26 protein-coding genes are annotated in these 25,578 nt (G+C 62.9%); 12 read left to right on the top strand and 14 right to left on the bottom strand.

Features of this window, described 5'->3' with window-relative positions; genetic code table 11:
* Nucleotides 1–56 precede the first annotated feature (56 nt).
* Nucleotides 57–1,427: a lipopolysaccharide biosynthesis protein gene (locus X566_RS06830; RefSeq protein WP_034464679.1), complete on the top strand. Its 1,371-nt coding sequence runs from the start codon at nt 57–59 to the stop codon at nt 1,425–1,427.
* A 96-nt stretch (nt 1,428–1,523) separates the two neighbouring features.
* Here the strand turns inward: X566_RS06830 and X566_RS06825 are convergent, their stop codons facing one another.
* From X566_RS06825 to X566_RS06815, 3 genes are all read right to left on the bottom strand, one after another.
* Complete coding sequence (locus X566_RS06825) at nt 1,524–2,312, bottom strand: 3-hydroxybutyrate dehydrogenase (RefSeq protein ID WP_034464677.1); 789 nt, start codon at nt 2,310–2,312, stop codon at nt 1,524–1,526.
* Entirely contained in the window at nt 2,305–3,492 is a 1,188-nt protein-coding gene (locus X566_RS06820) for a patatin-like phospholipase family protein (protein WP_051444169.1), read from the bottom strand. The genes X566_RS06825 and X566_RS06820 overlap by 8 nt, the downstream gene beginning before the upstream one ends.
* Nucleotides 3,493–3,608: 116 nt before the next feature.
* Nucleotides 3,609–4,121: a CAP domain-containing protein gene (locus tag X566_RS06815; protein WP_034464676.1), complete on the bottom strand. Its 513-nt coding sequence runs from the start codon at nt 4,119–4,121 to the stop codon at nt 3,609–3,611.
* Nucleotides 4,122–4,329: 208 nt separating this feature from the next.
* Between X566_RS06815 and X566_RS06810 the strand changes: the two genes are divergently transcribed.
* A complete protein-coding gene (locus X566_RS06810) occupies nt 4,330–5,379 on the top strand; it encodes an esterase (protein ID WP_034464674.1) in 1,050 nt (349 codons plus the stop codon).
* Nucleotides 5,380–5,468: 89 nt separating this feature from the next.
* On the opposite strand, the gene X566_RS06805 is transcribed toward X566_RS06810, so the two are convergent.
* From X566_RS06805 to cysG, 9 genes are all read right to left on the bottom strand, one after another.
* Nucleotides 5,469–6,518: a sulfate/molybdate ABC transporter ATP-binding protein gene (locus X566_RS06805; RefSeq protein WP_034464671.1), complete on the bottom strand. Its 1,050-nt coding sequence runs from the start codon at nt 6,516–6,518 to the stop codon at nt 5,469–5,471.
* Nucleotides 6,508–7,395 carry a sulfate ABC transporter permease subunit CysW gene (gene cysW, locus X566_RS06800; RefSeq protein WP_034464669.1) on the bottom strand — a complete coding sequence of 296 codons (888 nt, stop codon included), beginning with the start codon at nt 7,393–7,395 and terminating at the stop codon, nt 6,508–6,510. Before cysW (X566_RS06800) ends, X566_RS06805 begins: the two co-directional genes overlap by 11 nt.
* Nucleotides 7,392–8,216 (bottom strand): sulfate ABC transporter permease subunit CysT, encoded by an 825-nt coding sequence (gene cysT, locus X566_RS06795; RefSeq protein ID WP_152539814.1) that lies wholly within the window; start codon nt 8,214–8,216, stop codon nt 7,392–7,394. The genes cysW (X566_RS06800) and cysT (X566_RS06795) overlap by 4 nt, the downstream gene beginning before the upstream one ends.
* 270 nt (nt 8,217–8,486) lie before the next feature.
* On the bottom strand, nt 8,487–9,491 hold the full coding sequence (locus tag X566_RS06790; RefSeq protein ID WP_152539813.1) for a sulfate ABC transporter substrate-binding protein: 1,005 nt from the start codon (nt 9,489–9,491) through the stop codon (nt 8,487–8,489).
* Nucleotides 9,492–9,595: 104 nt separating this feature from the next.
* Nucleotides 9,596–10,333 (bottom strand): phosphoadenylyl-sulfate reductase, encoded by a 738-nt coding sequence (locus X566_RS06785; RefSeq protein WP_081740088.1) that lies wholly within the window; start codon nt 10,331–10,333, stop codon nt 9,596–9,598.
* Nucleotides 10,334–10,338: 5 nt separating this feature from the next.
* Nucleotides 10,339–10,857 carry a DUF934 domain-containing protein gene (locus tag X566_RS06780; protein WP_034464662.1) on the bottom strand — a complete coding sequence of 173 codons (519 nt, stop codon included), beginning with the start codon at nt 10,855–10,857 and terminating at the stop codon, nt 10,339–10,341.
* Nucleotides 10,844–12,499, bottom strand: coding sequence for a nitrite/sulfite reductase (locus X566_RS06775; protein WP_034464659.1), 1,656 nt, complete (start codon nt 12,497–12,499; stop codon nt 10,844–10,846). Before X566_RS06775 ends, X566_RS06780 begins: the two co-directional genes overlap by 14 nt.
* Nucleotides 12,500–12,518: 19 nt before the next feature.
* Nucleotides 12,519–12,833 carry a DUF2849 domain-containing protein gene (locus X566_RS06770; RefSeq protein WP_034464656.1) on the bottom strand — a complete coding sequence of 105 codons (315 nt, stop codon included), beginning with the start codon at nt 12,831–12,833 and terminating at the stop codon, nt 12,519–12,521.
* Entirely contained in the window at nt 12,830–14,263 is a 1,434-nt protein-coding gene (gene cysG / locus X566_RS06765; protein ID WP_034464655.1) for a siroheme synthase CysG, read from the bottom strand. Before cysG ends, X566_RS06770 begins: the two co-directional genes overlap by 4 nt.
* A gap of 315 nt (nt 14,264–14,578) precedes the next feature.
* Here cysG and cysD point away from each other — a divergent pair, with 315 nt between their 5' ends.
* From cysD to X566_RS06730, 7 genes are all read left to right on the top strand, one after another.
* Nucleotides 14,579–15,373, top strand: coding sequence for a sulfate adenylyltransferase subunit CysD (gene cysD / locus X566_RS06760; protein ID WP_034464653.1), 795 nt, complete (start codon nt 14,579–14,581; stop codon nt 15,371–15,373).
* A gap of 14 nt (nt 15,374–15,387) precedes the next feature.
* Nucleotides 15,388–17,322 (top strand): adenylyl-sulfate kinase, encoded by a 1,935-nt coding sequence (cysC, locus tag X566_RS06755; RefSeq protein ID WP_034464650.1) that lies wholly within the window; start codon nt 15,388–15,390, stop codon nt 17,320–17,322.
* A gap of 43 nt (nt 17,323–17,365) precedes the next feature.
* The gene (gene cysP / locus X566_RS06750) at nt 17,366–18,382 is read left to right on the top strand and encodes a thiosulfate ABC transporter substrate-binding protein CysP (RefSeq protein ID WP_034468116.1); all 1,017 of its coding nucleotides are present in this window, start codon (nt 17,366–17,368) and stop codon (nt 18,380–18,382) included.
* A 208-nt stretch (nt 18,383–18,590) separates the two neighbouring features.
* Nucleotides 18,591–19,424 carry a sulfate ABC transporter permease subunit CysT gene (gene cysT, locus X566_RS06745; protein ID WP_034468115.1) on the top strand — a complete coding sequence of 278 codons (834 nt, stop codon included), beginning with the start codon at nt 18,591–18,593 and terminating at the stop codon, nt 19,422–19,424.
* Entirely contained in the window at nt 19,424–20,296 is an 873-nt protein-coding gene (gene cysW / locus X566_RS06740; protein WP_034464647.1) for a sulfate ABC transporter permease subunit CysW, read from the top strand. Before cysT (X566_RS06745) ends, cysW (X566_RS06740) begins: the two co-directional genes overlap by 1 nt.
* A 239-nt stretch (nt 20,297–20,535) precedes the next feature.
* Complete coding sequence (locus X566_RS06735) at nt 20,536–22,695, top strand: malate synthase G (protein WP_034464645.1); 2,160 nt, start codon at nt 20,536–20,538, stop codon at nt 22,693–22,695.
* Between the two features lie 121 nt (nt 22,696–22,816).
* Nucleotides 22,817–23,017, top strand: coding sequence for a CsbD family protein (locus tag X566_RS06730; RefSeq protein ID WP_034468114.1), 201 nt, complete (start codon nt 22,817–22,819; stop codon nt 23,015–23,017).
* 59 nt (nt 23,018–23,076) lie between these two features.
* Here the strand turns inward: X566_RS06730 and X566_RS24620 are convergent, their stop codons facing one another.
* Together X566_RS24620 and X566_RS06725 are read right to left on the bottom strand one after the other, a co-directional pair.
* Nucleotides 23,077–23,238, bottom strand: coding sequence for a Thivi_2564 family membrane protein (locus tag X566_RS24620; protein WP_152539812.1), 162 nt, complete (start codon nt 23,236–23,238; stop codon nt 23,077–23,079).
* Between the two features lie 149 nt (nt 23,239–23,387).
* On the bottom strand, nt 23,388–24,047 hold the full coding sequence (locus X566_RS06725) for a DUF2865 domain-containing protein (protein ID WP_034468113.1): 660 nt from the start codon (nt 24,045–24,047) through the stop codon (nt 23,388–23,390).
* Between the two features lie 174 nt (nt 24,048–24,221).
* Between X566_RS06725 and X566_RS24270 the strand changes: the two genes are divergently transcribed.
* From X566_RS24270 to X566_RS06710, 3 genes are all read left to right on the top strand, one after another.
* Nucleotides 24,222–24,380: a DUF3309 family protein gene (locus tag X566_RS24270; RefSeq protein ID WP_034468111.1), complete on the top strand. Its 159-nt coding sequence runs from the start codon at nt 24,222–24,224 to the stop codon at nt 24,378–24,380.
* 267 nt (nt 24,381–24,647) lie between these two features.
* Entirely contained in the window at nt 24,648–25,016 is a 369-nt protein-coding gene (locus tag X566_RS06715; protein ID WP_034464642.1) for a YqjD family protein, read from the top strand.
* A gap of 100 nt (nt 25,017–25,116) precedes the next feature.
* On the top strand, nt 25,117–25,569 hold the full coding sequence (locus tag X566_RS06710; RefSeq protein WP_034464639.1) for a hypothetical protein: 453 nt from the start codon (nt 25,117–25,119) through the stop codon (nt 25,567–25,569).
* Nucleotides 25,570–25,578 lie beyond the last annotated feature (9 nt).

The raw sequence follows: 25,578 nt of genomic DNA, 5'->3' as shown, positions 1-25,578 counted from the left end.
CGGATCGTTGCTAGTCGTCGGACCTCGCCGTGGATGCGGCGCGAGGATCAGAGGCAGTGGCGATCACCGATGGCGAGCAGGCTCCGGAACGCGGCGGCGTGCTCGCGTGGGTGCGTTCGTTGCTGGGCGGTTCGAGCGATGCCTCGCTGACCAAGCGTCTCGCCGGCACCATCTTCATCATTCGCGTGGTGAGCGCGGCGCTCGCTTACGTCTCGCAGGTGCTGCTCGCACGCTGGATGGGCAGCTCCGAATACGGAATTTACGTCTATGCCTGGACCTGGGTGCTGCTGCTCGGCAGCATGATGGACTTCGGCATTGCCGTCACGGCGCAAAAACTGATCCCCGAATACCGCGGCAGGAACCAGCTCAATCTGCTGCGCGGCTTTCTGTTCGGCAGCCGCTGGATGACGTTCGGCGTGTCGATCGTGACGGCATGCCTGCTGGCTGGTCTCGTCTCGCTGCTGTCGCCCTGGATCGAGAAAGATACAGTCGCTGCGCTCCATGCCGGCTGCACGATCCTGCCGGCGCTGGTGCTTGCGAACACCCAGGATGGCATCGCACGATCCTACGACTGGATGCGGCTGGCACTGACCCCGCAATTCGTCGTGCGCCAATCGTTGATCATCGGCTTCACCGCCGGCGTGGCAGCGATGGGGGCCAAGCTCGACGCGATGATGGCGATGGCGGTGTCGTCCGCCGCAGTCTGGATCGCCATGATCGCGCAGATGATCTTCCTCAACCGTCGTCTTGCGGTGGAAGTGACGCCGGGGCCCCGTCATTACAATTATTCAGGCTGGCTCGCGACCTCGCTGCCGATCCTGCTGGTCGAAGGTTTTTACCTGCTGCTGAGCTATGTCGACATCCTGGTGCTGCAGGCGTTCCGTCCCTCCGAGGAGGTCGGCATCTACCATGCAGTGGTGAAAACGCTGGCGCTAGTCTCGTTCATTCACTACGCGATGTCGGCGGTCACGGCCCATCGCTTCAGCGAATATCACGTCGCCGGCGATCGCGAGCGGCTGTCGGACTATCTCATGCATGCGATCAAATGGACGTTCTGGCCGTCGCTGGCGGCGACCGCATTGCTGCTGCTGCTCGGCAAACCGCTGCTCTGGCTGTTCGGTACGCAGTTCACCTCCGGCTATGGCGTGATGTTCGTCGCCGCGATTGGCTTGATCGCGCGCTCGGCGATCGGCCCGGTCGAGAAGCTGTTGAACATGCTCGGCCAGCAGAACGTTTGCGCATTGGTCTATGCGCTGGCTTTCGCGATGAACCTTGTCCTGTGCCTGCTGCTGGTGCCGCGCTACGGTGTTTATGGTGCTGCGGCCTCGACCTCCCTCGCGCTGGTGTTCGAGACCGTGCTGTTGTGCTGGATCACCCGGCGGCGGCTCGGCTTCCATGTCCTTGCGTTCGGCAAGGGCAAGGCATGATCCCGGAAAAGGCATGATCGAAAGGCGGGAGCCGGTTTTCGGATCAGATCAAAGCCGGAGCGGAGCGGAGCCTTATCACGATCGCAGGGGTGTGCGTCATGCGGCGGTCCAGCCGCCGTCCATCGACAGGTTGGCACCGGTGATCTGGCTGGCGTCGTCGCCGCAGAGATAGAGCGCAAGCGCTGCGACCTGATCGGCGGTGACGAATTCCTTGGTCGGCTGTGCCTCCAGCAGCACGTCGTTGATGACCTGTTCCTTGGTCATGTTGCGCGCCTTCATCGTATCGGGAATCTGCTTCTCCACCAGCGGCGTCCAGACGTAGCCGGGCGAGATGCAATTACAGGTGACCTTGTAGGTCGCAAGTTCCAGCGCCACCGTCTTGGTCAGGCCGGCGATACCATGTTTGGCGGAGACGTAGGCGGCCTTGAAGGGCGAAGCGACCAGCGAATGCGCGGACGCCGTGTTGATGATGCGGCCCCACTTGCGCTTCTTCATGCCGGGGACTGCGGCGCGGATGCCATGGAAGGCGGAGGACAGATTGATCGCGATGATCGCATCCCATTTTTCGATCGGGAAATCCTCCACCGGCGAGACGAACTGGATGCCCGCGTTGTTGACCAGCACGTCGACAGAGCCGAAGGTCTTTTCGCCGAGCGCGACCATGCCGGCGATCTCGGCAGGTTTGGTCATGTCGGCGGGCGAATAGACTGCCTTCACCTTGAATTCGCTCTCGATGCCGGCGCGCTCCTTTTCGATCGCAGTCGCCTCGCCGAAACCATTGATGACGACGTTGGCGCCGGCACCGGCCATCTTGCGCGCAATGGCGAGCCCGATGCCGCTCGTCGAGCCGGTCACCACTGCGGTTTTGCCTTTCAGATCAGCCATTAGACGCTCCTGTCGGGGTTTGTTCGAGGCGCTGGTTTCGGCCATCGCCGGTGAGATCGTAAGTCACCATGGTTTCGCCGAGTTGCGGATTTGTGAAACATTCCGGATGCTGCATGGTGATTTGGACATCCTGCATGCCAGACTTCCAGTGTTCGACCATGCCGACCCGGGAGAAGTCGTAATCCTTCGAGCTGGATTCGAAATTCTTCGATTTGTAGATCAGATGAACCACCGTGACGGTGTTTTCCTTGGCCGCCTCCGACAAGGTCGCCACGAGCGGGTCGTTTTTGAGGTCGGGCGGCAGCCGCGCGATCAATTCCCTGAGAGCCTTGCGTGCGGTGTGCAGTCGCTTGTTGGCGTCGGTGATCTGGCGCGTGCGGCTGGAGTAGCGGATGTCCTTTTCCCGCTCGGCAGCTTCGAGGACCGTATCCGGCAGAGCCCCTCGGGCGCTGAACAGATCGACCTGGAAGATCAGCAGATCGTCCTGCTTCTCCTGTTCGAGCACGTAATCGAGCGGCGTATTCGAGACGAGGCCGCCGTCCCAATAGTGCTCACCGTCGATTTCAACCGGAGGGAATCCTGGCGGCAGTGCGCCGGAGGCCATGATGTGCTCCGGGCCAATCGGCTGCTTGGTGTTGTCGAAATACGCGAAGTTGCCGGTTTTCACATTGACTGCACCGACGCTGAGGCGGACCTGCTTGGCGTTGATCAGATCGAAGTCCACGAGCCGCAGCAGCGTGTCGCGCAGCGGAGCCGTATCGTAGTAGCTGATCGCCTGCGGTGCTCCGCGCGGCCAGAACGGCGCCGGCGGAACGCGCGGCTGGAAGAACCCTGGTACGCCGAAGGTGGCGACCCAGGCGGCGCTCGCCTCATTGAAGGCGAAACGGGAGTGATCGCCCTTGCCGAGCGGACGCCACAGCACCGGGGAGGAGACCAGCTCCCAGAACTCCTTCAGCCGTTCGACGCGTTTCTCGCGCGGGTTACCAGCGATGATCGCCGCGTTGATTGCGCCGATCGAAATGCCGGCGACCCAGACGGGGTCGAACTGATGCTGGTAGAGCGCCTCGAAGGCGCCGGCCTGATACGAGCCGAGCGCGCCGCCGCCCTGCAGGACGAGCACGCGTCGGGCATTTGCAGGGCAGGAGGCCAGCGCCGGTGTCGTCGCGACCGCGTCAGTCATGCACATATCCTCGAACGAGCGACCGCCGGTTGTCCACCGGCAGCTATCCCGTCTTGCCGCAAGGGAACTGCCTGGCCGCGAGCCATGCCCAAAGATCGTGCAGGGCGGCTGGCGTGTCAGCTCGGCTTGTCCGGAGCGGCAAGGATCAGGGCCCAGAACACCTTGTACTTGCTACCCGGTGCGTAGACCGCTGCAATTCCCATTCGCGTGACCCCGCGCTTCAGCATGTTGTCCCGATGCGAGGGCGAATCGCGCCATCCGGAGAAGGCCTCGGCGAGGGTATGATAGCCGGCGGAGATGTTCTCAACGGCGATGGCGGCATCAAAGCCGGAGGTCTTCATCCGCTTGCCGAGATTGCCGATGACGTCGTGATCGAGCTTGTTGCGCTTGGCCATAGCCTCGGCCTGTGCCTGGGCGGCCTGCGTCAGCAGCGGATCGACGGTGACGGCGCCAAGGCCGTTGTTCTGCCGGTAGCCGGAGATCATCGAGGCAGCCATGCCGCTGTCGAGCCGGGCATTGGCGGTGGCCATGCTCTCATAGAAGGCCGGTTGGCCGGGCGGCGGATCGCGATCCCCCGCGCATCCTGCCAACGGCAACAGACACAAAAGCGCAAATCCAAATCGCTGCATCAGCCCCCCAGAATCGTCGTCGTCCGTTGTTGCACACCGACCGTGGCTGAATGGTGAACACGGCGCACAAACCCGGCACGTCATGAGGACTCAACAAAAATGGAAGCCTAAGAATGAATTGCCATTCATAGGTGATCGAGAGGGGTTTGCCCTGTGGTGAAGCCGCCGGTTAGACTGGGCCACAACAAACCTACCCGAGGAAGCGTTCATGCCGTTGCTCCAGCGAGCTGCTTTGACCGCACTTCTCGCACTGGCGGTGCCGCTGATCGCCTTTGCGCAAGACCAAGAGCCGATTGCATTGCGCGGCATGGGCTCTTTCCATATCGGCGGCCGCCTGGTCGAGATTTCCGGCAAGCCTGTCAAGGAAGTCACCTTCACCGCAGGCGGCGTGCCGGCGAAAGTCGATCCGAACGGCACCTATCAAGTGGAGCAGATGTACGTGCAGTATTTCCTACCGGCGAAGGAGCGCGGCACCGTGCCGCTGCTGATGTGGCATGGCGGCGGATTGACTGGCGTCACGTACGAAACCACGCCGGATGGCCGCGAGGGCTGGCTCACCATGTTCCTGCGCAAGGGATGGGCGGTCTACAATTCGGATGCGGTCGAACGCGGCCGCTCGGGCTGGGCGCAGTATCCGGACATCTTCAAGGGCGAGCCGGTCTTCCTGACGACAGCGAATCCGTTCGAACGGTTTCGCATCGGCGCGGGTCCAGGCTCGTATGATCCGGATCCGGCGAAACGCAAACTGCTACCCGGAAACCAGTTTCCAAACGAAGGATACGAGAACTTCGTCAAGCAGAACGTGCCGCGCTGGACCACGACTGACGATGCGATCCTCGCAGCATATCTGGCCGAGATCGACAAGGTTTGCCCGTGCGTAATCCTGTTCCATAGCCAGGCCGGTACTTTCGGCTTCAAGGCGGCGCAGGCGCGCCCCGACAAGATCAAGGCGCTGGTCGCGGTCGAGCCCGCCGGTGTCGGCGATATCGCCAAAGCCGATGTGCTGAAGGCCATCCCGACGTTGATGATCTACGGTGATTACATCGAGCAGGATTCACGCTGGCCGACCATTCGTGCGACCGGTGTCAAGTTTGCCGAGGCGATCAAGGCGGCGGGCGGTACGGCAGAGGTGGTGGATTTGCCCAAGGTCGGCATCAAGGGCAATTCGCACATGCTGATGATGGACAAGAACAATGCCGAGGTCGCCGGGCTGATCCAGACGTGGCTGGAGGGCAAGGGCCTGACGCGCCAGCCGTGACGGGGTTTGGGACATGCTGGATGGCCCAACCTAAAGACTGACGGATTGCTGGTCAGGCCTTTGTCGCATTGAACAGATGCAAGGTTGGATCAGGCTCCGGCCGCAAAGATACGATAGCGCTTCGGCTTCAGGCCGATGATCTCGCCGATCTTGAGCTCTCGGTCGCGCGGCGCGTCGATTTCGATCATTGTTTCGCCGCCGTCCGTCTGCAGCGCGATGTCCGCCCGCTGAATCGGGCCGAATGCACGCACGCGCCGTACGGCCCCTTCGAGGTCGCCGCTGCCTGGCGCCTCGAGCGAGACGTCGTGACGGCGAATGAACAGTTGCGACGGCCCCGATGCTGCGCCATTCGGTTCGATACCGAGCACCTTATCCCCGAGCTGCACGCGGCCGGCCTCGACATGGACCGGCAGCACGATCGACTCGCCGATGAAGGCGTGGACGAATGCGGTCTGCGGTCGGTCGTAGACCTCCTCCGGCGTTCCGATCTGCTCGATCTTGCCCTTGTCCATCACCACGACGCGGTTGGCGACCTCCAGAGCCTCTTCCTGGTCGTGGGTGACGAAGATCGAGGTGACGTGAATCTCCTCGTGTAAGGCGCGCAGCCATTGCCTCAGCTCCTTCCGGACCTTGGCATCGAGGGCGCCGAACGGCTCGTCGAGCAGCAGGATGCGGGGTTCGATGGCGAGCGCGCGGGCGAGTGCGATGCGCTGGCGCTGGCCGCCGGAGAGCTGGCTCGGATAACGGTTGGCGAGCCATCCGAGCTGCACCAGATCGAGCAGGTCGCCGACCCGCTTCTTGATGCCAGCCTCATTCATGCGGATTGCGCGCGGCTGCACGCGCAACCCGAAGGCGACGTTCTCGAACACGCTCATGTGGCGGAACAGCGCATAGTGCTGGAACACGAAACCGACATTGCGTTCGCCCGCGCCGCGCGCCAGCGCGTCTTCGCCGTCGAAGCTGATGGTCCCGGAGTCGGGCCACTCAAGACCGGCAATGATGCGCAGCAGCGTCGTCTTGCCGGAACCCGACGGCCCCAACAGCGCAAGCAGTTCGCCGCTCTCGACCCGGAGGTCGACGTGATCCAGCGCTGCGAAATCCCCGAAACGCTTGACGATATTCCTGACTTCAATGGTCACTGTGCTGCTGCCTTTCCAGCCGGCCCTCGAGAACGATCTTGATCACCAGCGTCACCAGCGCGAGCATCGCCAGGAGCGAAGCGATCGCGAACGCGGCGACGAACTGATATTCATTATACAGGATCTCCACCAGCAGCGGCATGGTGTTGGTTTCGCCGCGGATGTGTCCCGATACCACGGAAACCGCGCCGAATTCACCCATAGCGCGGGCGTTGCAGAGCAGGACGCCGTAGAGCAAGCCCCACTTCACGTTGGGCAGCGTGACGCGCCGGAAGGTGCGCCATCCCGATGCACCGAGCGAGAGCGCGGCTTCCTCTTCCGAGGTGCCTTGCTCCTGCATCAACGGGATCATTTCCCGCGCCACGAACGGGAATGTCACGAACGTCGTCGCCAGCACGATGCCCGGCAGAGCGAAGATGATCGGGATATCGTGCGCCTGCAGCCACGGCCCGAGCCACCCTTGCGCGCCGAACAGCAGGACGAAGACCAGTCCGGAGATGACCGGCGAGACCGAGAACGGCAGGTCAATCAGCGTATTCAGCAGAGTCTTGCCAGGAAACTCGAACTTCGCGATCGCCCACGCTGCCGCGACGCCGAAAATCAGATTGAGCAGCACGGAGATGACCGCGACCGTCAGCGTCAAACGGATGGCGGCGAGTGCTTCCTCATCGATCAACGCATTGAAATAGGCATCAAAACCGCGCGATAACGCCGAGGTGAACACGAGCAGCAGCGGTAGCACCACGAAGACGGTGAGGAACGTCACCGCGAGCGCAATGATCACCCAGCGGATCACAACAGGCTCGGTGCGAGCGCTCTCGCGGGCGCGGGCGAGCTTTTGCGGCGGTTTTGCGAATGTCGCTGATGTGACGGTCATTCGGTGATCGCCCGCGATTGCGCCCAGCGTTGCAGGCGGTTGATGACGAAGATGATGGCGAAGGCGACCACCAGCATGACCACCGCGATTGCGGTGGCATCCGCGTAGCGGAATTCCGAAAGGCGGATCACGATCAGAAGCGGAGCGATCTCCGAAACGTTCGGCAGATTGCCAGCAATGAAGATCACAGAGCCATATTCGCCGACCGCGCGGGCGAAGGCGAGCGCGAAGCCGGTCAGCATCGCCGGCAGCAGGCCAGGCAGGATCACCTTCGAGACGGTGTGCCAGCGGCTGGCGCCGAGGCTTGCCGCGGCTTCCTCGATCTCGGGATCGAGGTCGATCAGCACCGGTTGCACGGTGCGGATCACGAACGGGATGCCGATGAAGATCATCGCGAGAAAAATGCCCAGCGGCGTGAATGCGACCTTGATCCCGAGTTCCGCAAGCGGCGCGCCAAGCCAACCCTTTTGCGAGAACAGTGCGGTCAGCGCGACGCCGGCAACGGCGGTGGGCAGCGCAAACGGAATATCGACGATGGCATCGAAGATGCGACGGCCGGGGAAGCGATAGCGGACAAGCGCCCAGACGACGATCATGCCCATGATCAGATTGACCACCGCGGCGGCGAAGGCCAACCCGAACGACAGCTTCAATGCATGCAGCGTGCGGGCGCTGGTCACGATCGCCCAGAACTGCGCCGGAGACAATTCGGTGGTCTTCAGGAATAAGCCGGCCAGCGGGATCAACACGATGATCGACAGCAGCGTCAACGTCAGGCCCATGGTCAGGCCGAAGCCCGGCAACGTCCTGCGCCGTGTCATGACCCTGCTCACCCCGCTTCGCGCGACCGCTGGTGCAGCACCACGATCCTGGCTCGGGACGTGCTGTCCGGCGATCGGATCATCGATCTTACGATATTGATAGAGGGAGTTCCCGATTTTTGTGTGACGGCCGGGCGGCTGGTCTAGCTCTGCGGTGTTGGACACGTCACTCGTCTCGTCATCGGTGCAAAGGGATCAAGGAAACAAGTTCCCGCTCCGGAGGGCGATCCGGGGCGGGATGCCTTGGCAGATATCGTGGGGCGGGCGCGGTCAGTTCTTGTAGATCTGGTCGAAGATGCCGCCTTCGCCGAAGTGCTCCTTCTGGGCCTTGGTCCAGCCGCCGAACAGGTCGTCGATCGTGAACAAGCTCACTTTTGCGAAAGAGTTTTCATACTTTTTAGCGACCTCGGCATCGCGTGGGCGATACGAGTTCTTCGCGGCGATCTCCTGCCCCTCCTTGGTGTACCAGTAGCGCAGGTAGGCATCGGCGACGTCGCGCGTGCCCTTCTTCTCGACGACTTTATCGACGATGGTGACCGGCGGCTCGGCGAGGATCGACAGTGGTGGCACGACGATCTCGAACTTGTCGGCACCGAACTCCTTCAGCGCAAGGAACGCTTCGTTCTCCCAGGCGAGCAGCACGTCGCCGACGCCGCGTTCGACGAAGGTGACGGTGGAGCCGCGCGCGCCGGTATCGAGCACGGGCACGTTCTTATAGAGGCTCGCGACGAAGGCCTTCGCTTCATCCGCGCTCTTGCCCTGCTTCAGCGCGTAACCCCAGGCGGCGAGATAATTCCAGCGCGCGCCGCCGGAGGTCTTCGGATTTGGCGTGATGACGGCGACGCCGGGCTTGACGAGGTCGTTCCAGTCCTTGATCGCTTTCGGATTGCCCTTGCGCACCAGAAAGACGATGGTCGAGGTGTACGGCGCCGAATTCTGCGGCAGTCGCGCTTGCCAGTCCTTGGCGATCAGGCCTTTCTCGGCGATCGCGTCGATGTCGTAGGCAAGAGCGAGCGTGACGACGTCGGCCTGCAGCCCATCGATGACGCCGCGCGCCTGCGAGCCCGAGCCGCCGTGCGACTGCTTGATCTCAACCTTCTTGCCGGTCTCCTTGCTGTAGGCAGCGGCGAAGGCCTTGTTGAATTCGACATAGAGTTCGCGCGTTGGGTCGTACGAGACATTCAAGAGCGATGTGGTCTGCGCTGAGGCAGCGCCCGTCAAGGCAAGAACGACAGCAGCAGCGAGGGCAAGACGAGCGCGCATTCCGATCTCCATATGGTCAGCGATGATGCCGCTGAAGTCGCGTTAAATTCGGAAGAGCCGGTGCAACTGTCAATGAAATGCGATTTTGTATTTTCTCCAGCGAAGGGCGCAACCTGCTATGAAACGCTGGCGGTGTGAATGCCGCATTCTGTCTTGCCGCGGTCGCGCCAGCGGCCCGCACGCGGATCTTCGCCGGGCTTGGTTCGCGTCGTGCATGGCATGCAGCCGATCGACGTGAAGCCTGATGCCAGCAACGGATGCGGCGGAATGTTCGCTGCATCATACAGCGCCTTGATGTCGGCGGCGGTCACATTTGCGAGCGGATTGAATTTCAGTCGCGTGCCATCCGCTTCGACGACGGGGATGTCGGCGCGGTCGCCGCCCTGAAAGCGCTTGCGGCCGTTGAACCATCCGGTGAAGGGTTCCAGCGCGCGGGTGAGCGGCTCGACCTTGCGGATGCGGCAGCACGCATCGGCATCGGAGAACCAGAGGCCGCGCTCCGCATCCAGCCGCATCAGGTCTTCGTCCCGCGGTTTGATGGTGCGGACGTCGCGCAGGCCGAGCTGTCGCGTCAGCGTATCGCGATAATCCAGGGTTTCCTGGAACAGCCAGCCGGTGTCGAGGAAGATCACAGGAACCGCAGGATCGACGTCGGCGACCACCTTGAGCAGGGCGGCGGATTCGGTGCCGAACGAGGAGACGACCGCGAGCTTCTCGCGGCCCGTGATGCGCAAAGCGGTGGCGACGATCTCAGCCGGCGAGGCTTGCGCGAGTTCACGATCGAGCGCAGCCGCGGTCGCGACGACCGACGGGGAGGCTTGGGCCTGCGCTGAATCGAGAAACGCCATCGTCATCTCCGTCAGTTGGAGCTGGCCGTGATAAGCTGATGGTTCAGCAGCCGCTTGCGAAAGGCGGTGATGCGCCCGTCGCCGGTCGGCTGATAGAACACGCTATAGCGCTTGATCACCGTGGCGAAGGCCTCGGCGTCGCTGTCCTTCTTCACTTCGAGCGAGTCGAACCCGGCGCGAAGCATGAAGACGAATTGGTCGCGCAGGACTTGTCCCGTCGCACGCAACTCCCTCTGGTAGCGATACTGCTCCCGCAGGATGCGGGCCTGGCTATAAGCCCGGCCATCCTTGAAATTCGGAAACTCGAGAGCCACCACGGTCAGTTTATCGAGATAGGGCGCCAGTTCGTCGATGTCGCGGCTGTTCGGCCAGATCACGCCGGTCTCGGCGTTGCGCGCGGTCAGTTCGTCCGCATCGGCGAGGAAGCGCGCGGCCGGAACCAGCACAGGGCCGTCGACGGGGACGGGCGTATCATCGAGAATACGGATGTAACGGTCGGCGACGACCTCGCCGCCTTTAACGAGTGGCATAGACGCGCTCCTTGAAGGGCTCTACGCCCAGACGCTTGACGGTATCGATGAACAATTCGTCCGGCCGCAGCCGCAGCGCGAGATAGGTCTCGACGATATCTTCCACGACGTTTGCGACCTGATTGTAAGGCACGGCGGGGCCGATCAGGGTGCCGACCACCGCCCCTTCGTCAGCGCGGCCGCCGATCGTCACCTGATAGAATTCCTCGCCGTTCTTCTCCACGCCGAGGATACCGATGTGGCCGACATGGTGGTGGCCGCAGGCATTGATGCAGCCGGAGATGTTGATGTGCAGCTTGCCGATCAGGCCCGCAGTCTCGTGGTTGGCGAAGCGGCGGGTGATCTCCTGGGCGACCGGGATCGAACGGGCATTCGCGAGCGAGCAGTAGTCGAGCCCGGGGCAGGCAATGATGTCCGACACCAGGTTCACATTTGGCGTCGCGACGCCGATCCGGTCGAGCTCGCGCCAGAGGGCGGGCAGGTCGCGTTTGGCGACGCTCGGGAAGCAGAGGTTCTGCTCGTGTCCGACGCGAATTTCGCCGAAGCCATAGCGTTCCGCGAGATCGGCGATCGCGTCCATCTGGTCGGCGGTTGCATCGCCCGGCGGCCCACCGATCGGCTTCAGCGACAGCGTGACGATGGCATAGCCCGGTACGCGGTGCGGCGCGGTGGAATTGCGATACCAGGTGCGGAATGCGGGATCGGTCAGCCCCTGCTTTAGCTCGTCGGGATTGTCCGTCAGCCGTTCATAGGCCGGGTAGCGGAAGCGCGAGCGGATATCGGCGACGATCGCCTCATCGAGGGCGAGCGAGCCGTCCTTGATCTTCAGCCATTCGTCCTCGACCTCGCGGGCAAACTGCTCGACACCAAGCTCGTGCACGAGAATCTTGATGCGCGCCTTGTAGATGTTATCGCGGCGGCCGTACTGGTTGTACACGCGCAGGATTGCTTCGATGTAGGTGAGGATATCGCGGCGGGTGACAAACGGCTTGATGGTCTTGGCGATGAAAGGGGTGCGGCCGAGGCCGCCGCCGACCAACACCTCGAAGCCGGTTTCGCCGGCGCCGTTGCGATGCAGGCGCAGCCCGATATCGTGGATCTTGATCGCCGCGCGATCGTGGTCGGATGCCGTCACTGCGATCTTGAACTTGCGCGGCAGGAACGAGAATTCCGGATGCAGCGTCGAATACTGGCGCAGCAGTTCGGCCCAAATCCGCGGATCGTCGATTTCGCCCGGCGTCACGCCGGCCCACTGGTCGGTGGTGACGTTGCGGATGCAGTTGCCACTGGTCTGGATCGCATGAACGCCGACGGAAGCGAGGTCGGCCATCGCATCCGGCAACTCGGACAGCTTGATCCAGTTGAACTGGATATTTTGCCGGGTGGTGAAGTGGCCGTAGCCGCGATCATATTTGCGCGCGACATGCGCGAGCATCCGCAGTTGGTTCGCTGATAGCGTCCCATAAGGAATCGCGATGCGGAACATGTAGGCGTGCAGCTGAAGATAGACGCCGTTCATCAGCCGGAGCGACTTGAACTCATCCTCGGTCAGTTCGCCGGAGAGACGACGCTTGATCTGGTCCCGGAATTCGCTGACGCGCTCTTGGATGAAGATGCGGTCGAGTTCGTCGTAGGTGTACATGGAAGCTGGCTCGTAACGATCAGGCGCTGGCGGGCAGAGCGATGGTGGTTCCGCGCAGGCGGATCGTCTCGCGGAAGTTTCCGGGCTGAACAGTGCCGGTGCCGTCGATGACGACCGGAGCGATATAGGAGCCGACCGCGCCGATGTCGTCGGCGATCGCCTCGGCCCACAAGCGCTTGGCCTCGTCGACCGTGCGAACGATGGCTGCGTCGGCGAGCTCCGTGGACCAGCTCTTGCCGGCGGTGCGGTAGATCACCACGCCGTCACCCGTGCGGTTGGCGGTGACGATCGACGGACCGGTGATCTTCAGTTTCTGCTGCAGGGGAGATGTCATTCGGCTGCTATCTGGAACGTTGAGAGGATTTGCTGGAGTTGGGCGTCGCGCCATGGGGCGGAGTGCGCCACCACGTCGCCGATGATGAGAATCGCGGGGCCGCCATCGACCTGCGCCGCAAGCTCTGGAAGCTGGTCGAGCGTGCCGACCACGGATTTGGCATCGGTGCGGGTCGCGCGGGCGAACACGCCGACCGGCGTCGTTGCAGGCCGGCCGGCCGCCAGCAGGCCGCCGCGGATCGTCGCCGCCGCAGTCATGCCCATGTAGACGACGACGGTCATCTTCTGATCGGTCAACGCCGACCAGTCGACGGCTTCGGCATCCTTCGCCTTGTGGGCGGTGAGCAGGGTGATGCGCAGCGCTTCGTGGCGGAAAGTCAGCGGCACTTCGGAGGCAGCCGCAGCGCCGATGCCGGCGGTGATGCCGGGCACGACCGCGTAAGCGACGCCCGCTGCGCGCAGCGCTTCGATCTCTTCACCGCCGCGGCCGAAGATGAACGGATCGCCACCCTTCAGCCGCACGGCGCGTTTGCCGTCATTCGCCGCTTCGATCAGCAGGCGATGGATCTCGTCCTGGCCGATGCCGGGCTTGCCGACGCGGCGGCCGACCGGCATGCGTGCGGCATCACGGCGGATGCGATCGAGAATCTCCGGCGAAACCAGCTCGTCATAGAAGACGATGTCAGCGTCCTGCAGCGCGCGCAGCGCCTTGATGGTGAGCAGGTCCGGATCGCCGGGCCCGGCGCCGACCAGTGTCACGAAGCCTTTGCGGTCAGCCACCGCATAGGCGGATGGATCGTCGATCGCATTTAGGGCCGCTTCCGCTTCCCGGGGCTTGCCTGCGAGCACCAGGTTGCCGATCGGGCCGTCGATCACGCGTTCCCAGAAGCGGCGGCGCAGCGGGAAGTCGCCGATGCGAGCATGAAACGCCTTGCGTCGCTGGCCAATGAAGCTTGCCAGTTCGCCGATGCGTCCCGGCAGCGCTGCTTCGATGCGTTCGCGCAGGCGGCGGGCGACCACCGGCGAGGTGCCGCTGGTGCCGATGGCGACGACGACGTCACCGCGATCAACGATCGCTGGTGAAATGAAGGTGGAATGCGCGAGGTCATCCATCACGTTGACGGGCAGGCCCGCATGGCGCGCGCGTTCGGCGACGGCGGGGCCGCGTTCACCGGCACCGGCGCAGAGCACGGCAATCGCGCCCTGCCAGTCATCGTGCAGCGGATCGGCGTCGGTGAGATCGATCTGAGACAGGGCTGCCTCGCCGAGGGGTGCCATGTCCCGCAGCGCCGCATCGCGGTCGAAGGCATACCAGCGAATACGCGCACCGGCCGCCAGCAGCACGCGCAGCTTGGCGAGGGCGAGCTCGCCCTGCCCCACGAGGACGAGGGGGCCTGCGCGCAGATCGAGAAACACCGGCAAGAACCGCATGAACACTCCACTGCCCCGCGAAGGGGTTGACTGGAATTATTTTCTATATATGTCTTGCACTTGCCGCGTAAAGAGAAAATTATTTCTTCTATGCGGCAAGGAAAACATAGAATTTTTCCCCACAAATCCGAAGCGCCAGAGATGCATCTTTCCAGCGACGGTTTTCGGTTTGGTCGTGGCGGCGTTGCCGCTGCCGTCAACCGCTTCCAGAGAAGCAAGTTGCGAGCCGTTTGGCCTGGCTTTTCTGGCTCCGACCGGCCGTTGGAACAGGCATCGGCGGCTCACCCCCTCCTGGCGCCCCGGAGGGCGTGACCGATGGATCACCTCGACCAGCTCGAAGCCCAGAGCATCTACATTTTTCGTGAAGCGTTCGCGCGGCTGAAGAAGCTGGCGCTGCTGTGGTCGCTCGGCAAAGACTCCAATGTGATGATCTGGCTGGCGCGGAAAGCCTTCTTCGGCCGCGTGCCGTTTCCGGCGTTGCATGTCGATACCGGCAAGAAGTTTCCGGAGATGTACGCCTTTCGCGATCGCTACGCGAACGAATGGGGCCTCGATCTAAGAATTGAGCCGTGCCCGCCCATCGATGCCGTCGATCCGACCCTGCCGCCTGCCGCACGCTCCGCCGCGCGCAAGACCGAGGGATTGAAGATGGCGCTCGCCAAGCATGGCTTCGACGGGCTGATCGCAGGTATCCGCCGCGACGAGGAGGCCACGCGCGCGAAGGAGCGTGTGTTCTCGCCACGCGGCACCGAGGGCGGATGGGACGTGCGCGATCAGCCGCCGGAATTCTGGGATCAGTTCAACGCGTCGCCGCCGCCGGGTGCGCACCTGCGCATTCATCCGATCCTGCATTGGACCGAAGCCGACATCTGGGCCTACACCCAGCGCGAGAACATTCCGATCATTCCGCTATATCTGTCGAAGAACGGCAAGCGCTATCGCTCGCTCGGCGATCAGGACATCACCTTCCCGGTCGCATCGCTCGCCGCCAGCATCGAAGACATCCTGATCGAACTTGAACAGACCAAGGTGCCGGAACGCGCCGGTCGCGCGCTCGATCATGAGACCGAAGATGCGTTCGAGCGTCTGCGGGTCTCTGGCTATCTGTAAGCGGAGTTTGCGTGATGAACATTCAACTCGCCACAGCCGCAGCCGCGCGTGATGTCGCGCAGGCCCCGGCGCCCGCGATCTCCCGTCCGCAGGTGCGCATCGTCATCGTCGGCCATGTCGATCACGGCAAATCAACCCTGGTGGGTCGTCTGCTGCATGAGACCGGCAGCCTGCCGGATGGCAAGCTCGAGATGCTGAAGGCGGTCAGCGCGCGGCGCGGCATGCCGTTCGAGTGGTCGTTCCTGCTCGATGCGCTGCAGACCGAGCGCGACCAGGGCATCACCATTGATACAACGCAAATCCGCTTCCGTACCCATGCCCGCGAGGTGGTGCTGATCGACGCGCCGGGCCATGCGGAGTTCCTGCGCAACATGATCACCGGCGCGTCGCAGGCCGATGCGGCAGTGCTGATCATCGACGCTGCCGAAGGCGTGCGCGACCAGACCCGCCGACACGGTTATCTGCTGCACCTGTTGGGCATACGCCAGGTCGCGATCGTCATCAACAAGATGGATCGCGTCGGCTTCAGCCGCGAGCGCTACCAGGAGATCAGCGACGAAATCTCGGCACATCTGAAGGGACTTGGCGTGCAGCCGACGGCGGTGATCCCGATCTCCGCGCGCGATGGCGATGGTGTCGCCGCGCGTACGCCGGCGATTGCCTGGTATGGTGGCCCGACGGTGGTTGAGGCGCTGGATCAGCTTACGCCGGCGAAGCCGATGGATGCGATCGCGCTGCGGCTGCCGATCCAGGCGATCTACAAGTTCGACGATCGGCGCATTGTTGCTGGCCGGATCGAGTCCGGCTCGCTGAAGAGTGGCGACGAGATCGTCATCATGCCCGCGGGCAAGATCGCCAAGGTCAAGACCGTTGAAAGCTGGCCGGTGACGCCGATCGCGGCGCCGCAAGGGGCCGGACGCTCGGTCGGCATCACCCTCGATCGTGAGTTGTTCCTGGAGCGCGGCGACGTGATCGCTCATGCGCCGGCCTCGGTGCGCGACACCAAGCGCCTGCGCGCGCGCATTTTCTGGCTGCACGATACGCCCTTGACGGTGGGTGCCACCATGCTGGTCCGGATCGGCACCATGGAAACCCGCGCCAGCGTCGTGGCGATCGAGAATGCGGTCGATCCGGGCGAGCTGTCGAGCGTCGGCACGCAGTCGATCGGCCGCAACCATGTCGGCGAGATCGACCTTGCGCTGGCGCGGCCGGTAGCCGCCGACACCCATGCGGACAACCCGCGCACTGGACGTCTGGTGATCGAGGTCAATGGCCGGATTGCCGGCGGCGGATTGGTGCTGAGCGTCGATGCCGGTACCCGCGGTGTGCCGGTCGATATCGTTCCGGTGGAATCGGCGCTGCGCAGCGACGAGCGTTCGGCGCGCTATCGTCATAACGGCGCGGTCGTCTGGCTCACCGGGTTGCCTGCGTCCGGCAAGTCGACGCTGGCGCGGGCGCTGGAGCGCCGCCTGTTCAGCCGTGGCGGCTCGCCGATCCTGCTCGACGGCGATACCCTGCGCGCGGGGCTCAATGGCGACCTCGGTTTCTCGCCGAAGGATCGTGCCGAGAACATCCGCCGCCTCGCCGAAGTGGCGGCGCATCTCGCCCGCAACGGGCATATCGCCATTGTCGCCGCCGTCTCGCCGTCACGCGACGATCGGGCTGAGGCGAGGCGCATCGCCGATGGCTTCTTCCACGAGATCCACGTCGCGGCTTCCGCCGACGTTTGCGAGGCGCGCGATCCGAAGGGGCATTACCAGAAGGCCCGCGCCGGCCAACTCGCCGGGTTCACGGGCACCGATGGTGGCTATCAACCACCACTCAATCCGGAGCTTGCACTCGATACCGGCATGACATCCGTCACCGAGGCTGCCGACGAAGTCGAACGCCTGCTACGACGCAGCGGCGTCCTGTTCGAAGACCTCGCCGATCTTGCCGCCAACATCTGATCCATCAACCAGAATCGACAACGAAATATCGAGATAGATGGCCATGAACCGCCGTTTGACATTCTCCGCCGCCGCTTTGGCCCTCGTGCTGAGCCTCGGGCCATCGAGCCTCGCTCACGCGCAGGGGGCGAACACGCTGCTCAACGTCTCCTACGACATCGCGCGTGAGCTCTATGCCGAGATCAACGTTGCCTTCGTCAAGCAGTACAAGGCCAAGACCGGTCAGGACGTGACCATCAACCAGTCGCACAACGGTTCGTCGCGGCAGGCGCGCTCGATCCTGGAAGGGCTCGAGGCCGATGTCGTCACCTTCAACCAGGTGACCGACGTGCAGGTGCTGCACGACAAAGGCAAGCTGATCCCGGCCGACTGGGCCAAGCGGCTGCCGAACAATTCGTCGCCTTATTATTCGCTGCCAGCCTTCCTCGTTCGCGCCGGCAATCCAAAGAACATCAAGGATTGGGATGATCTCGTCCGCTCCGACGTGAAGGTGATTTTCCCGAATCCGAAGACCTCGGGCAACGCCCGCTACACCTATCTCGCGGCCTATGCTTACGCGAAGGCGAAGTACGGCGAGGGCGCGAAGACCGATGACTTCATCAAGCAGCTCTTCAACAACGTGCCGGTGTTCGACACCGGCGGGCGCGCTGCGACCACGACCTTCGTCGAGCGTCAGACCGGCGACGTGCTGATCACCTTCGAGGCCGAGACCAATGCGATCCGCGATCTGGCGGGCAAGGACAAGTACGAGGTGGTGGTGCCGTCGGTGAGCGTGCTGGCCGAGTTCCCGGTCACGGTGGTCGACAAATATGCCGACAAGCATGGCACGCGCGCGCTGGCGACGGCCTATCTCGAATATCTCTATTCCGACGAGGGGCAGACCATTCTCGCCAAGCAGTACAATCGCGTGAACAATCCGAAGATCGCCGAGCAGTTCAAGGCGCAGTTTCCTGCCGTGAAGCTCGTCAAGGTCGAGGATGAGTTCGGCGGCTGGGACAAGGTCAACAAGGACCATCTCAACCCGGACGCGAAGCTCGATCAGCTGTTCGGCGCGCGGTAGTCGTGGTTCGCTTCCAACATTTGCATCCCATTGCGGCAACAACGTTTGCAAATGTTGGAATCTAAGAACCAAGCATACAATTTAGTGGAGCTTTGGATTTGACGTTCGCATTGCGAGCCCGCGGCTGGGTGGGATGCGAATGTCAAATCCGCTCCACTAGCCGCGTACACCCAGCTTTGCGGCTTGCGTGAAAGGCGCGCTTTCGATCATGTCCGCGCGCCGGAAAAGCGTGATCCCCGGCTTCGGCCTTGCCCTCGGTACGACCGTGCTCTATCTCGGCGTGATCGTGCTGCTGCCGTTGTGCGCGCTGATCATCAAGGCAACCGATGTCGGCGTGGCGCAGTTCTGGATGATCCTGACGGCGCCGCGCACGTTGGCAGCGATTCGCGTTACCGCGACAATGGCGCTGGCGGCGACCGCATTCAACGCAGTTTATGGCCTGTTGCTGGCGTGGGTGCTGGCGCGGTATCGCTTTCCTGGCAAGCGGTTGCTCGACGCGTTGGTCGATATCCCGTTTGCGTTGCCGACGGCCGTCGCCGGTCTCGCCTTGACGGCATTGTTCGCCAAGAATGGCTGGTTCGGCGCGCCGCTCGATGCGTTCGGCATGTCCGTCGCCTATACGCCGCTGGGCATCGCCATCGCGATGGCGTTCACCAGCATCCCATTCGTGGTCCGCACCGTGCAGCCGGTGATCGAGGATCTTGGGACTGATGTCGAGGAGGCGAGCCGGTCGCTCGGCGCAAGCGACTGGCAGATCGTGCGCAAGGTGATCTTCCCGTCGATTTTCCCGGCCTTCCTGGCGGGATGTTCGCTGGCCTTTGCGCGTTGTCTCGGTGAGTTCGGCGCGGTGATCTTCATCGCCGGCAACCAGCCGATGCGCACCGAAATCGTTGCGCTGCTCGCCTTCATCCGGCTTGAGGAATACAACTACGGCGCAGCGGCGGCGATCGCGTGCGTGATGCTGGCGATGGCGTTCGCGATGCTGATCGTCACCAACCTGATCCAGGTCTGGCATCTGCGTTATCTCGGACGAGGCGACTGATGGCCGGCAAGCAATCGCAAGCTCAGCGCATGCTGACGCCGGTCGGCGGAGATCCCCTCACGCGACGGATCCTGCTCGCGGTCGTGCTGGTCGTCTCTGCATTCTTTCTCTTGGCGCCGCTCGTGTTGATCTTTGCGTCGGCGCTGTCGCAGGGGCTCGATGTCTTCCTGAAGAACCTGACCGAGCCTGCGACGGTTTATGCGATCTGGTTGACGCTGCTCACGGCGCTGGTTGTCGTTCCGATCAATATCCTGTTCGGGCTGGCTGCCGCGTGGACCGTGACGAAGTTCGATTTTCCGGGGCGGACGCTGCTGATTGCACTGATCGAGCTGCCGTATTCGATCTCGCCGATCGTCGCCGGCGTCGCCTATCTGTTCGTCTACGGCACGCAAGGGCTATTAGGCCCGGTGATCGAGCAGCTCGGCATCAAGATCATGTTTGCGCTGCCTGCGATCTTTCTCGCCAGTCTGTTCGTGACCGCGCCGTTCGTGGCCCGCGAGTTGATCCCGCTGATGCAAGTGCAGGGCACTGACGAAGAGGAAGCCGCCGTCACACTCGGAGCATCAGGGCTCGCCACCTTTATCCGGGTGACGCTGCCGAATGTGAAATGGGCGGTGGTCTATGGCGCAATCCTGTGCAATGCGCGGGTGATGGGCGAGTTCGGTGCGGTCTCGGTGGTCTCTGGCAACATTCGCGGCGTGACGACGACGCTGCCGTTGCAGATCGAGCTGTTGTTCCATGACTACAACGTGGTCGGCGCGTTCACGGCCTCGACGGTGCTGGCCGGGGTGGCGCTGCTGACGATCCTGCTGAAGGTCGTGCTGGAGCGATTTGGCGGCGACGAGGTCGGTTCAGGCCCGCGGTTGCATTAACGCACGATCAGACGCGGCTCCGCCTGACCGGGCGCCGGGAACGCAAACCGGCAAAATCGCCGTTGAATTTCGCTCTGCGGCGCCTGACCCATGAAATTCGCAAGGGTTTTCAAGCCATTGCCGGGGCTTCTCATCGGCGGTCCTTTGGCGTTACAAGTGCGTCCGTCATGCCCCTGGGCCCCTGCGGTCCGGGTGTGGCGCCCATTCGATTGACCCTAGCCTTTGTGAGATCCCCGATCATGAACCGAGTTGACGCCAGCGGATTGAAGGTTGCCGCTTCGCTGTTTGATTTTGTCGCGAAGGAAGCGGCTCCCGGAACGGGCGTTGCTCCGGATGCGTTCTGGGCAGGCCTTGCTGGCATCATCAAGGATCTGGCGCCGAAAAATCGCGAGCTGCTGCAGACCCGCGACGCGCTGCAGGCGAAGATCGATCAATGGCACCTTGCCAACAAGGGCAAGGCGGTCGATCCGGCCGCCTATCACAAGATGCTGCAGGAAATCGGCTACCTGTTGCCGGAACCTGCGGCCAAGAGCGTGGCCACGGCGAAGGTCGATGACGAGATCGGCAAGATCTGCGGCCCGCAGCTGGTCGTGCCGCTGACCAATGCCCGGTATGCCCTGAACGCGGCGAACGCACGCTGGGGCAGCCTTTATGACGCGCTTTATGGCACCGATGCGATCCCACACGCGCCGGAGGATGCTGCGGTCAAGGGGTACAACAAGGCGCGCGGCGACAAGGTGATCGCCAAGGCTAAGGCGATCCTGGACCAGGCGGCGCCGCTGCAGACCGGCAGCCACGCCGATGTCACCGCCTACACGATCGAGAGCGGCGCGCTGGTGGCGGCGCTGAAGCAGGGGCGCACCGGGCTGAAGCGCGCGGAGCAGTTCGCGGGCTATCAGGGCGACGCGAAGGCCCCAAGCGCCGTGCTGCTGGTCAACAACGGCCTGCACGTCGAGATTCGCATTGATCGCAGCAATCCGGTGGGCAAGGACGATCCTGCGGGCGTGGCCGACGTCGTGCTGGAATCGGCGGTCAGCACCATCCTCGACATGGAGGACAGCGTTGCGGCAGTCGACGCCGACGACAAGGTTCTCGTCTATCGCAACGCGCTCGGCCTGATGAAGGGAGATCTCGCCGCCGATTTCGAGAAGGGCGGCAAGACACTCAAACGCTCGCTGAATAAGGATCGCGTCTACACCGCGCCGAATGGCAAGTCGCTGACCCTGCATGGCCGTTCGCTGCTGCTGATGCGCAACGTCGGCCATCACATGTACACCGATGCGGTGCTGGACAGCTCCGGCCAGGAGATTCCGGAAGGCATGCTGGACGCGGCGATCAGCGGCCTGATCGCCATTCACGACCTCAAGGCCAAGGGCGACATTCGCAACAGCCGCACCGGTTCGGTCTATATCGTCAAGCCAAAGATGCACGGCCCTGCGGAGGTCGCACACACCTGCGAGATCTTCACCCGCGTCGAGCAGATGCTTTCGCTGGCCAAGAGCCAGCTCAAGGTCGGCATCATGGACGAGGAGCGCCGGACGACGGTGAACCTGCAGGCCTGTATCCAGGCGGCCGCTGACCGCATCGTCTTCATCAACACCGGCTTCCTCGACCGCACCGGCGATGAAATCCACACCTCCATGGAAGCGGGGCCGATGATCCGCAAGAACGACATGAAGGCCACGCCGTGGATCAAGTCGTACGAGGACTGGAACGTCGACAAGGGGCTCGCCAACGGACTTCCAGGCCATGCGCAGATCGGCAAGGGCATGTGGGCTGCGCCGGACAAGATGGCGGACATGCTGGCGCAAAAGATCGCGCATCCGCAGGCCGGCGCTTCCACCGCCTGGGTGCCGTCACCGACCGCGGCCACGCTGCACGCTTTGCATTATCATCAGGTCGATGTGCTGGCGCGGCAGCGCGAGCTCGACGGTCATCCGCGCGCCAAGCTCGATGACATCCTGACCATCCCGGTCTCGCAGTCGAACTGGGCGCCGGACGACGTGAAGCAGGAGATCGACAACAACTGCCAGGGCATCCTCGGCTATGTCGTGCGCTGGATCGATCAGGGTGTCGGCTGCTCGAAGGTGCCGGACATTCACGATGTCGGCCTGATGGAAGACCGTGCGACGCTGCGCATTTCCAGTCAGCATCTCGCCAACTGGCTGCACCATGGCGTGGTCAGCAAGGACCAGGTGATGGAGGCGTTGAAGCGCATGGCGGTGGTGGTCGATCGGCAGAACGCGGGTGATCCGCTCTACAAGCCGATGGCGCCGTCGTTCGATGGCATCGCGTTCAAGGCCGCTTGCGACCTGATCTTCAAGGGCCGCGAGCAGCCGAACGGCTACACCGAATGGATTCTGCACGCGCGTCGCCGCGAAGCGAAGGCCGCCGGCTGATCCATCGCTTCCCATTGTCAGCCAAGCCCGGTCCAGCTCTGCTGGATCGGGCTTTTCTTTGTAGGAACGATCGCGATTGCCGACCGTTGTCCGCTCTCTGATGTCCGATGGAGGATTGAAGATGGATTGGAACCGCGTCGAAGGAAACTGGAAGCAGTTCAGGGGCAATGTGAAGGAGAAGTGGGGCAAGCTCACGGACGATGATTTGAACGTCATCGAAGGCAAACGCGAGCAGCTCGAGGGCAAGATCCAGCAGCGCTATGGATACGCAAAGGACCAGGCGCGCAAGGAAGTCGATACCTGGTTCAGCTCGTTGAAATAAGTCGCTGGATCGCATGCAAAAGCCCCGGCCGGTGCCGGGGCTTTGTTTTGCCGCGTGCGTCAGAACACCGCGAGATATTTCAGCAGCGAAAGGATGCCGATGATGACGACGATCGCTTGCGCGATCTGTTTGGCCCGGCCGTCCAACGGCAACATGTTAATCAGATACAGAACCAGGATAACGACGAGAAACGTGATGAGAATACCGATCAGTATCGACATTCAGCGGCCCCTTTCCTTGGCGTGACGCGAGCCGTGCAGCTCGGCGCAATCTCGATGCAGGCATCTCGGCCTGCATCTATGTTGGCAACGCACGCGGTAGGGCTGGAGTTCCCGGCCGATGGCCGGACGGTCGGTGCCGGCCGTGTGGCCTAATCGATCGCGGCGACAGGTGTGCGTGCGAACTTCGCGCGGATGCGTTCGGGTGCCGGGCTGAAGTTGGCGACGGAGCGATGCTTGCTGGCGCTCTGGTTGGCAACGACGAGGCCACCTTCGCCCGCAACGATGTCACCCTTGCGGATCGTCTTGTCGTCCGCGATGGCGATCGAAGCGAGGCCGACCGAGTCCTTGCCATTGCAGGTACAGCCGGCGATGAGCTGCTCGCGATATTTGAAGGCATTGGGAAGCGACGAATACGACTTGCCGCCGTCGGTCGTGGCAGTGTCGATCGTGCTGCCGTAGAATACCTTCGTTTCGCTGGCCGGGCACAGGTTGTTGCAGGTCGCGGCCCGGCTCTGGTCGCCATTGGCGGTGACAGGGAAATAGCGGCCGTCACACGTCCTGACGCAATAGGCGGTGGAAACGCTGCGGCTGCGGGTGCGAATGGTGGCGGTTGGTCTGGGTGGGAATGGCATGCTGTCTTCGCGGCCGTAGCCGAGGGGCCGTTGAAACGGTGATGGCGGCGGCGATGAATCTCCGCCGAAGAAGGCCTCGAAGAGATCGAACGCCCGGACAGGCGAAGGCGCTGCGGCAAGGCCGGCTGCGATCATCGTGGCGGTGAGGGCGAGGCCGATCCGGCGAGACATTTTCATCGACAGATGCATGACACCCTCAAGACTTGGTTCTGCTCAATACTTAGTTCTACTTACAACACGCCGACCGGGCTGAAGTTGCAGCGGTTGCGGGGGCCGATCATCTCTCTGGTCGCGGAACTCTTCCGCTCAAACGGACTTTGCTTGATCAGGGTTCGGGATGAGGACTGGATCATGTCGCTAGGCACTATTCTGATTATCGTTCTGATCTTGCTGCTGCTCGGTGTCTTCCCGAGTTGGAGGCACAGTGCCAACTGGGGCTATGGCCCCTCCGGAATCGTCGGCACAATCTTGATCGTGGTCCTCATCCTTCTGCTTCTTGGTCGCATCTAGAACGTCCGGGCAGCCGGCGTGGGCAAGCCGCGCATGGCCCCTGCTCAGTTTGACGTCATCGAACTTTTGACGGTGTCGATTGCGCCGAGAAAGGTTTGCCGCGCGCTGTCGCAAATGTCCTTGAGACTTGGTCGGCCGAGGGCGGCGATTGGTTCAACCCAGCCGCATGCGAAAGTGAGCACCGCCGGCATCCATGGCGCGCGCGGGCGGGATGGAACCTTCAAGTCGGGCCTACGTTGACTTCATACCGTTGATAAGGAGCGTTCGATGTCGAGTGATGACGAGGGAGCCGTGAAAAACGTGATGGATAAAGCGACCTATGAACGCCTGCAGAAGGATGTCGAAAGCGTCAAGGGCGAGATATCGGCCCTGACAGCCCAGTTATCCGATGCGCTGAACACGTTCACAGGCTCGGCGCAGAAGCAGGCCCGCAAAACTTACAAGCAGGCCCGTGCCAGCGTGGATTCCGTCGTCGATGATGCCACGAAGAAAGGTTCGGCCGCGTTCGAGGCCGCTCAGGATGCGGCGGCGACGATCGAGGACACGCTCGAGGATGCGATCGTCCAGCGCCCCATTGCGGCGATTGGTCTGGCGATCGGGCTCGGCTTTCTGATCGGCGTCACCTGGCGCAGGTGATCTTGGCCCAGTGGATCTGACGTAAGTGATCGTGAAACGCACGGACTTCGGGAGAGCAGGCTCGTGCCTTCTCTCCCTGGACCGGAAGGGGCTTTGAGGAATGCTTCAGCGGCTGGTTGACGATGTGAAATCGAGCGCAGGCAGCGCCGCACGTCTGGCGTGTCTGGGGATCGTAATGGCGGTCTCCTTTTTTGTTGTCGTTGGCTTTCTGGCGGCGGCGGCGTTCATGTATGTGTTGGCGCGGGAAGGGGCCGTTGCGGCGTGCTTCGCAGGCGGCGGTGTTTTCTTTCTGCTCGCGCTGATTGCCGCGACGATCTATTCCATCATCCAACAGCAGCAGCAAAGACGAATGGAAGCGGCCAGGGCGCAGGCAGCGAAATCGCCGGTCTCGACATTCCTGTCCGATCCGGCCGCGATTGCGATCGGCCTGCAACTGGTCCGAACCGTCGGGTTACGGCGGATGATTCCGCTGCTGGCGATCGGCGGCGTGGCGCTGGGGCTGTTCGCCGGCCAGCGTCGTGAGCCGACCGAATCGACCGACGACGCCGAGTGAGGCGTCGTC

It is taken from the genome of Afipia sp. P52-10, assembly GCF_000516555.1.
GTDB lineage: Bacteria > Pseudomonadota > Alphaproteobacteria > Rhizobiales > Xanthobacteraceae > P52-10.
This window is presented reverse-complemented; position numbering and strand designations above follow the sequence as displayed.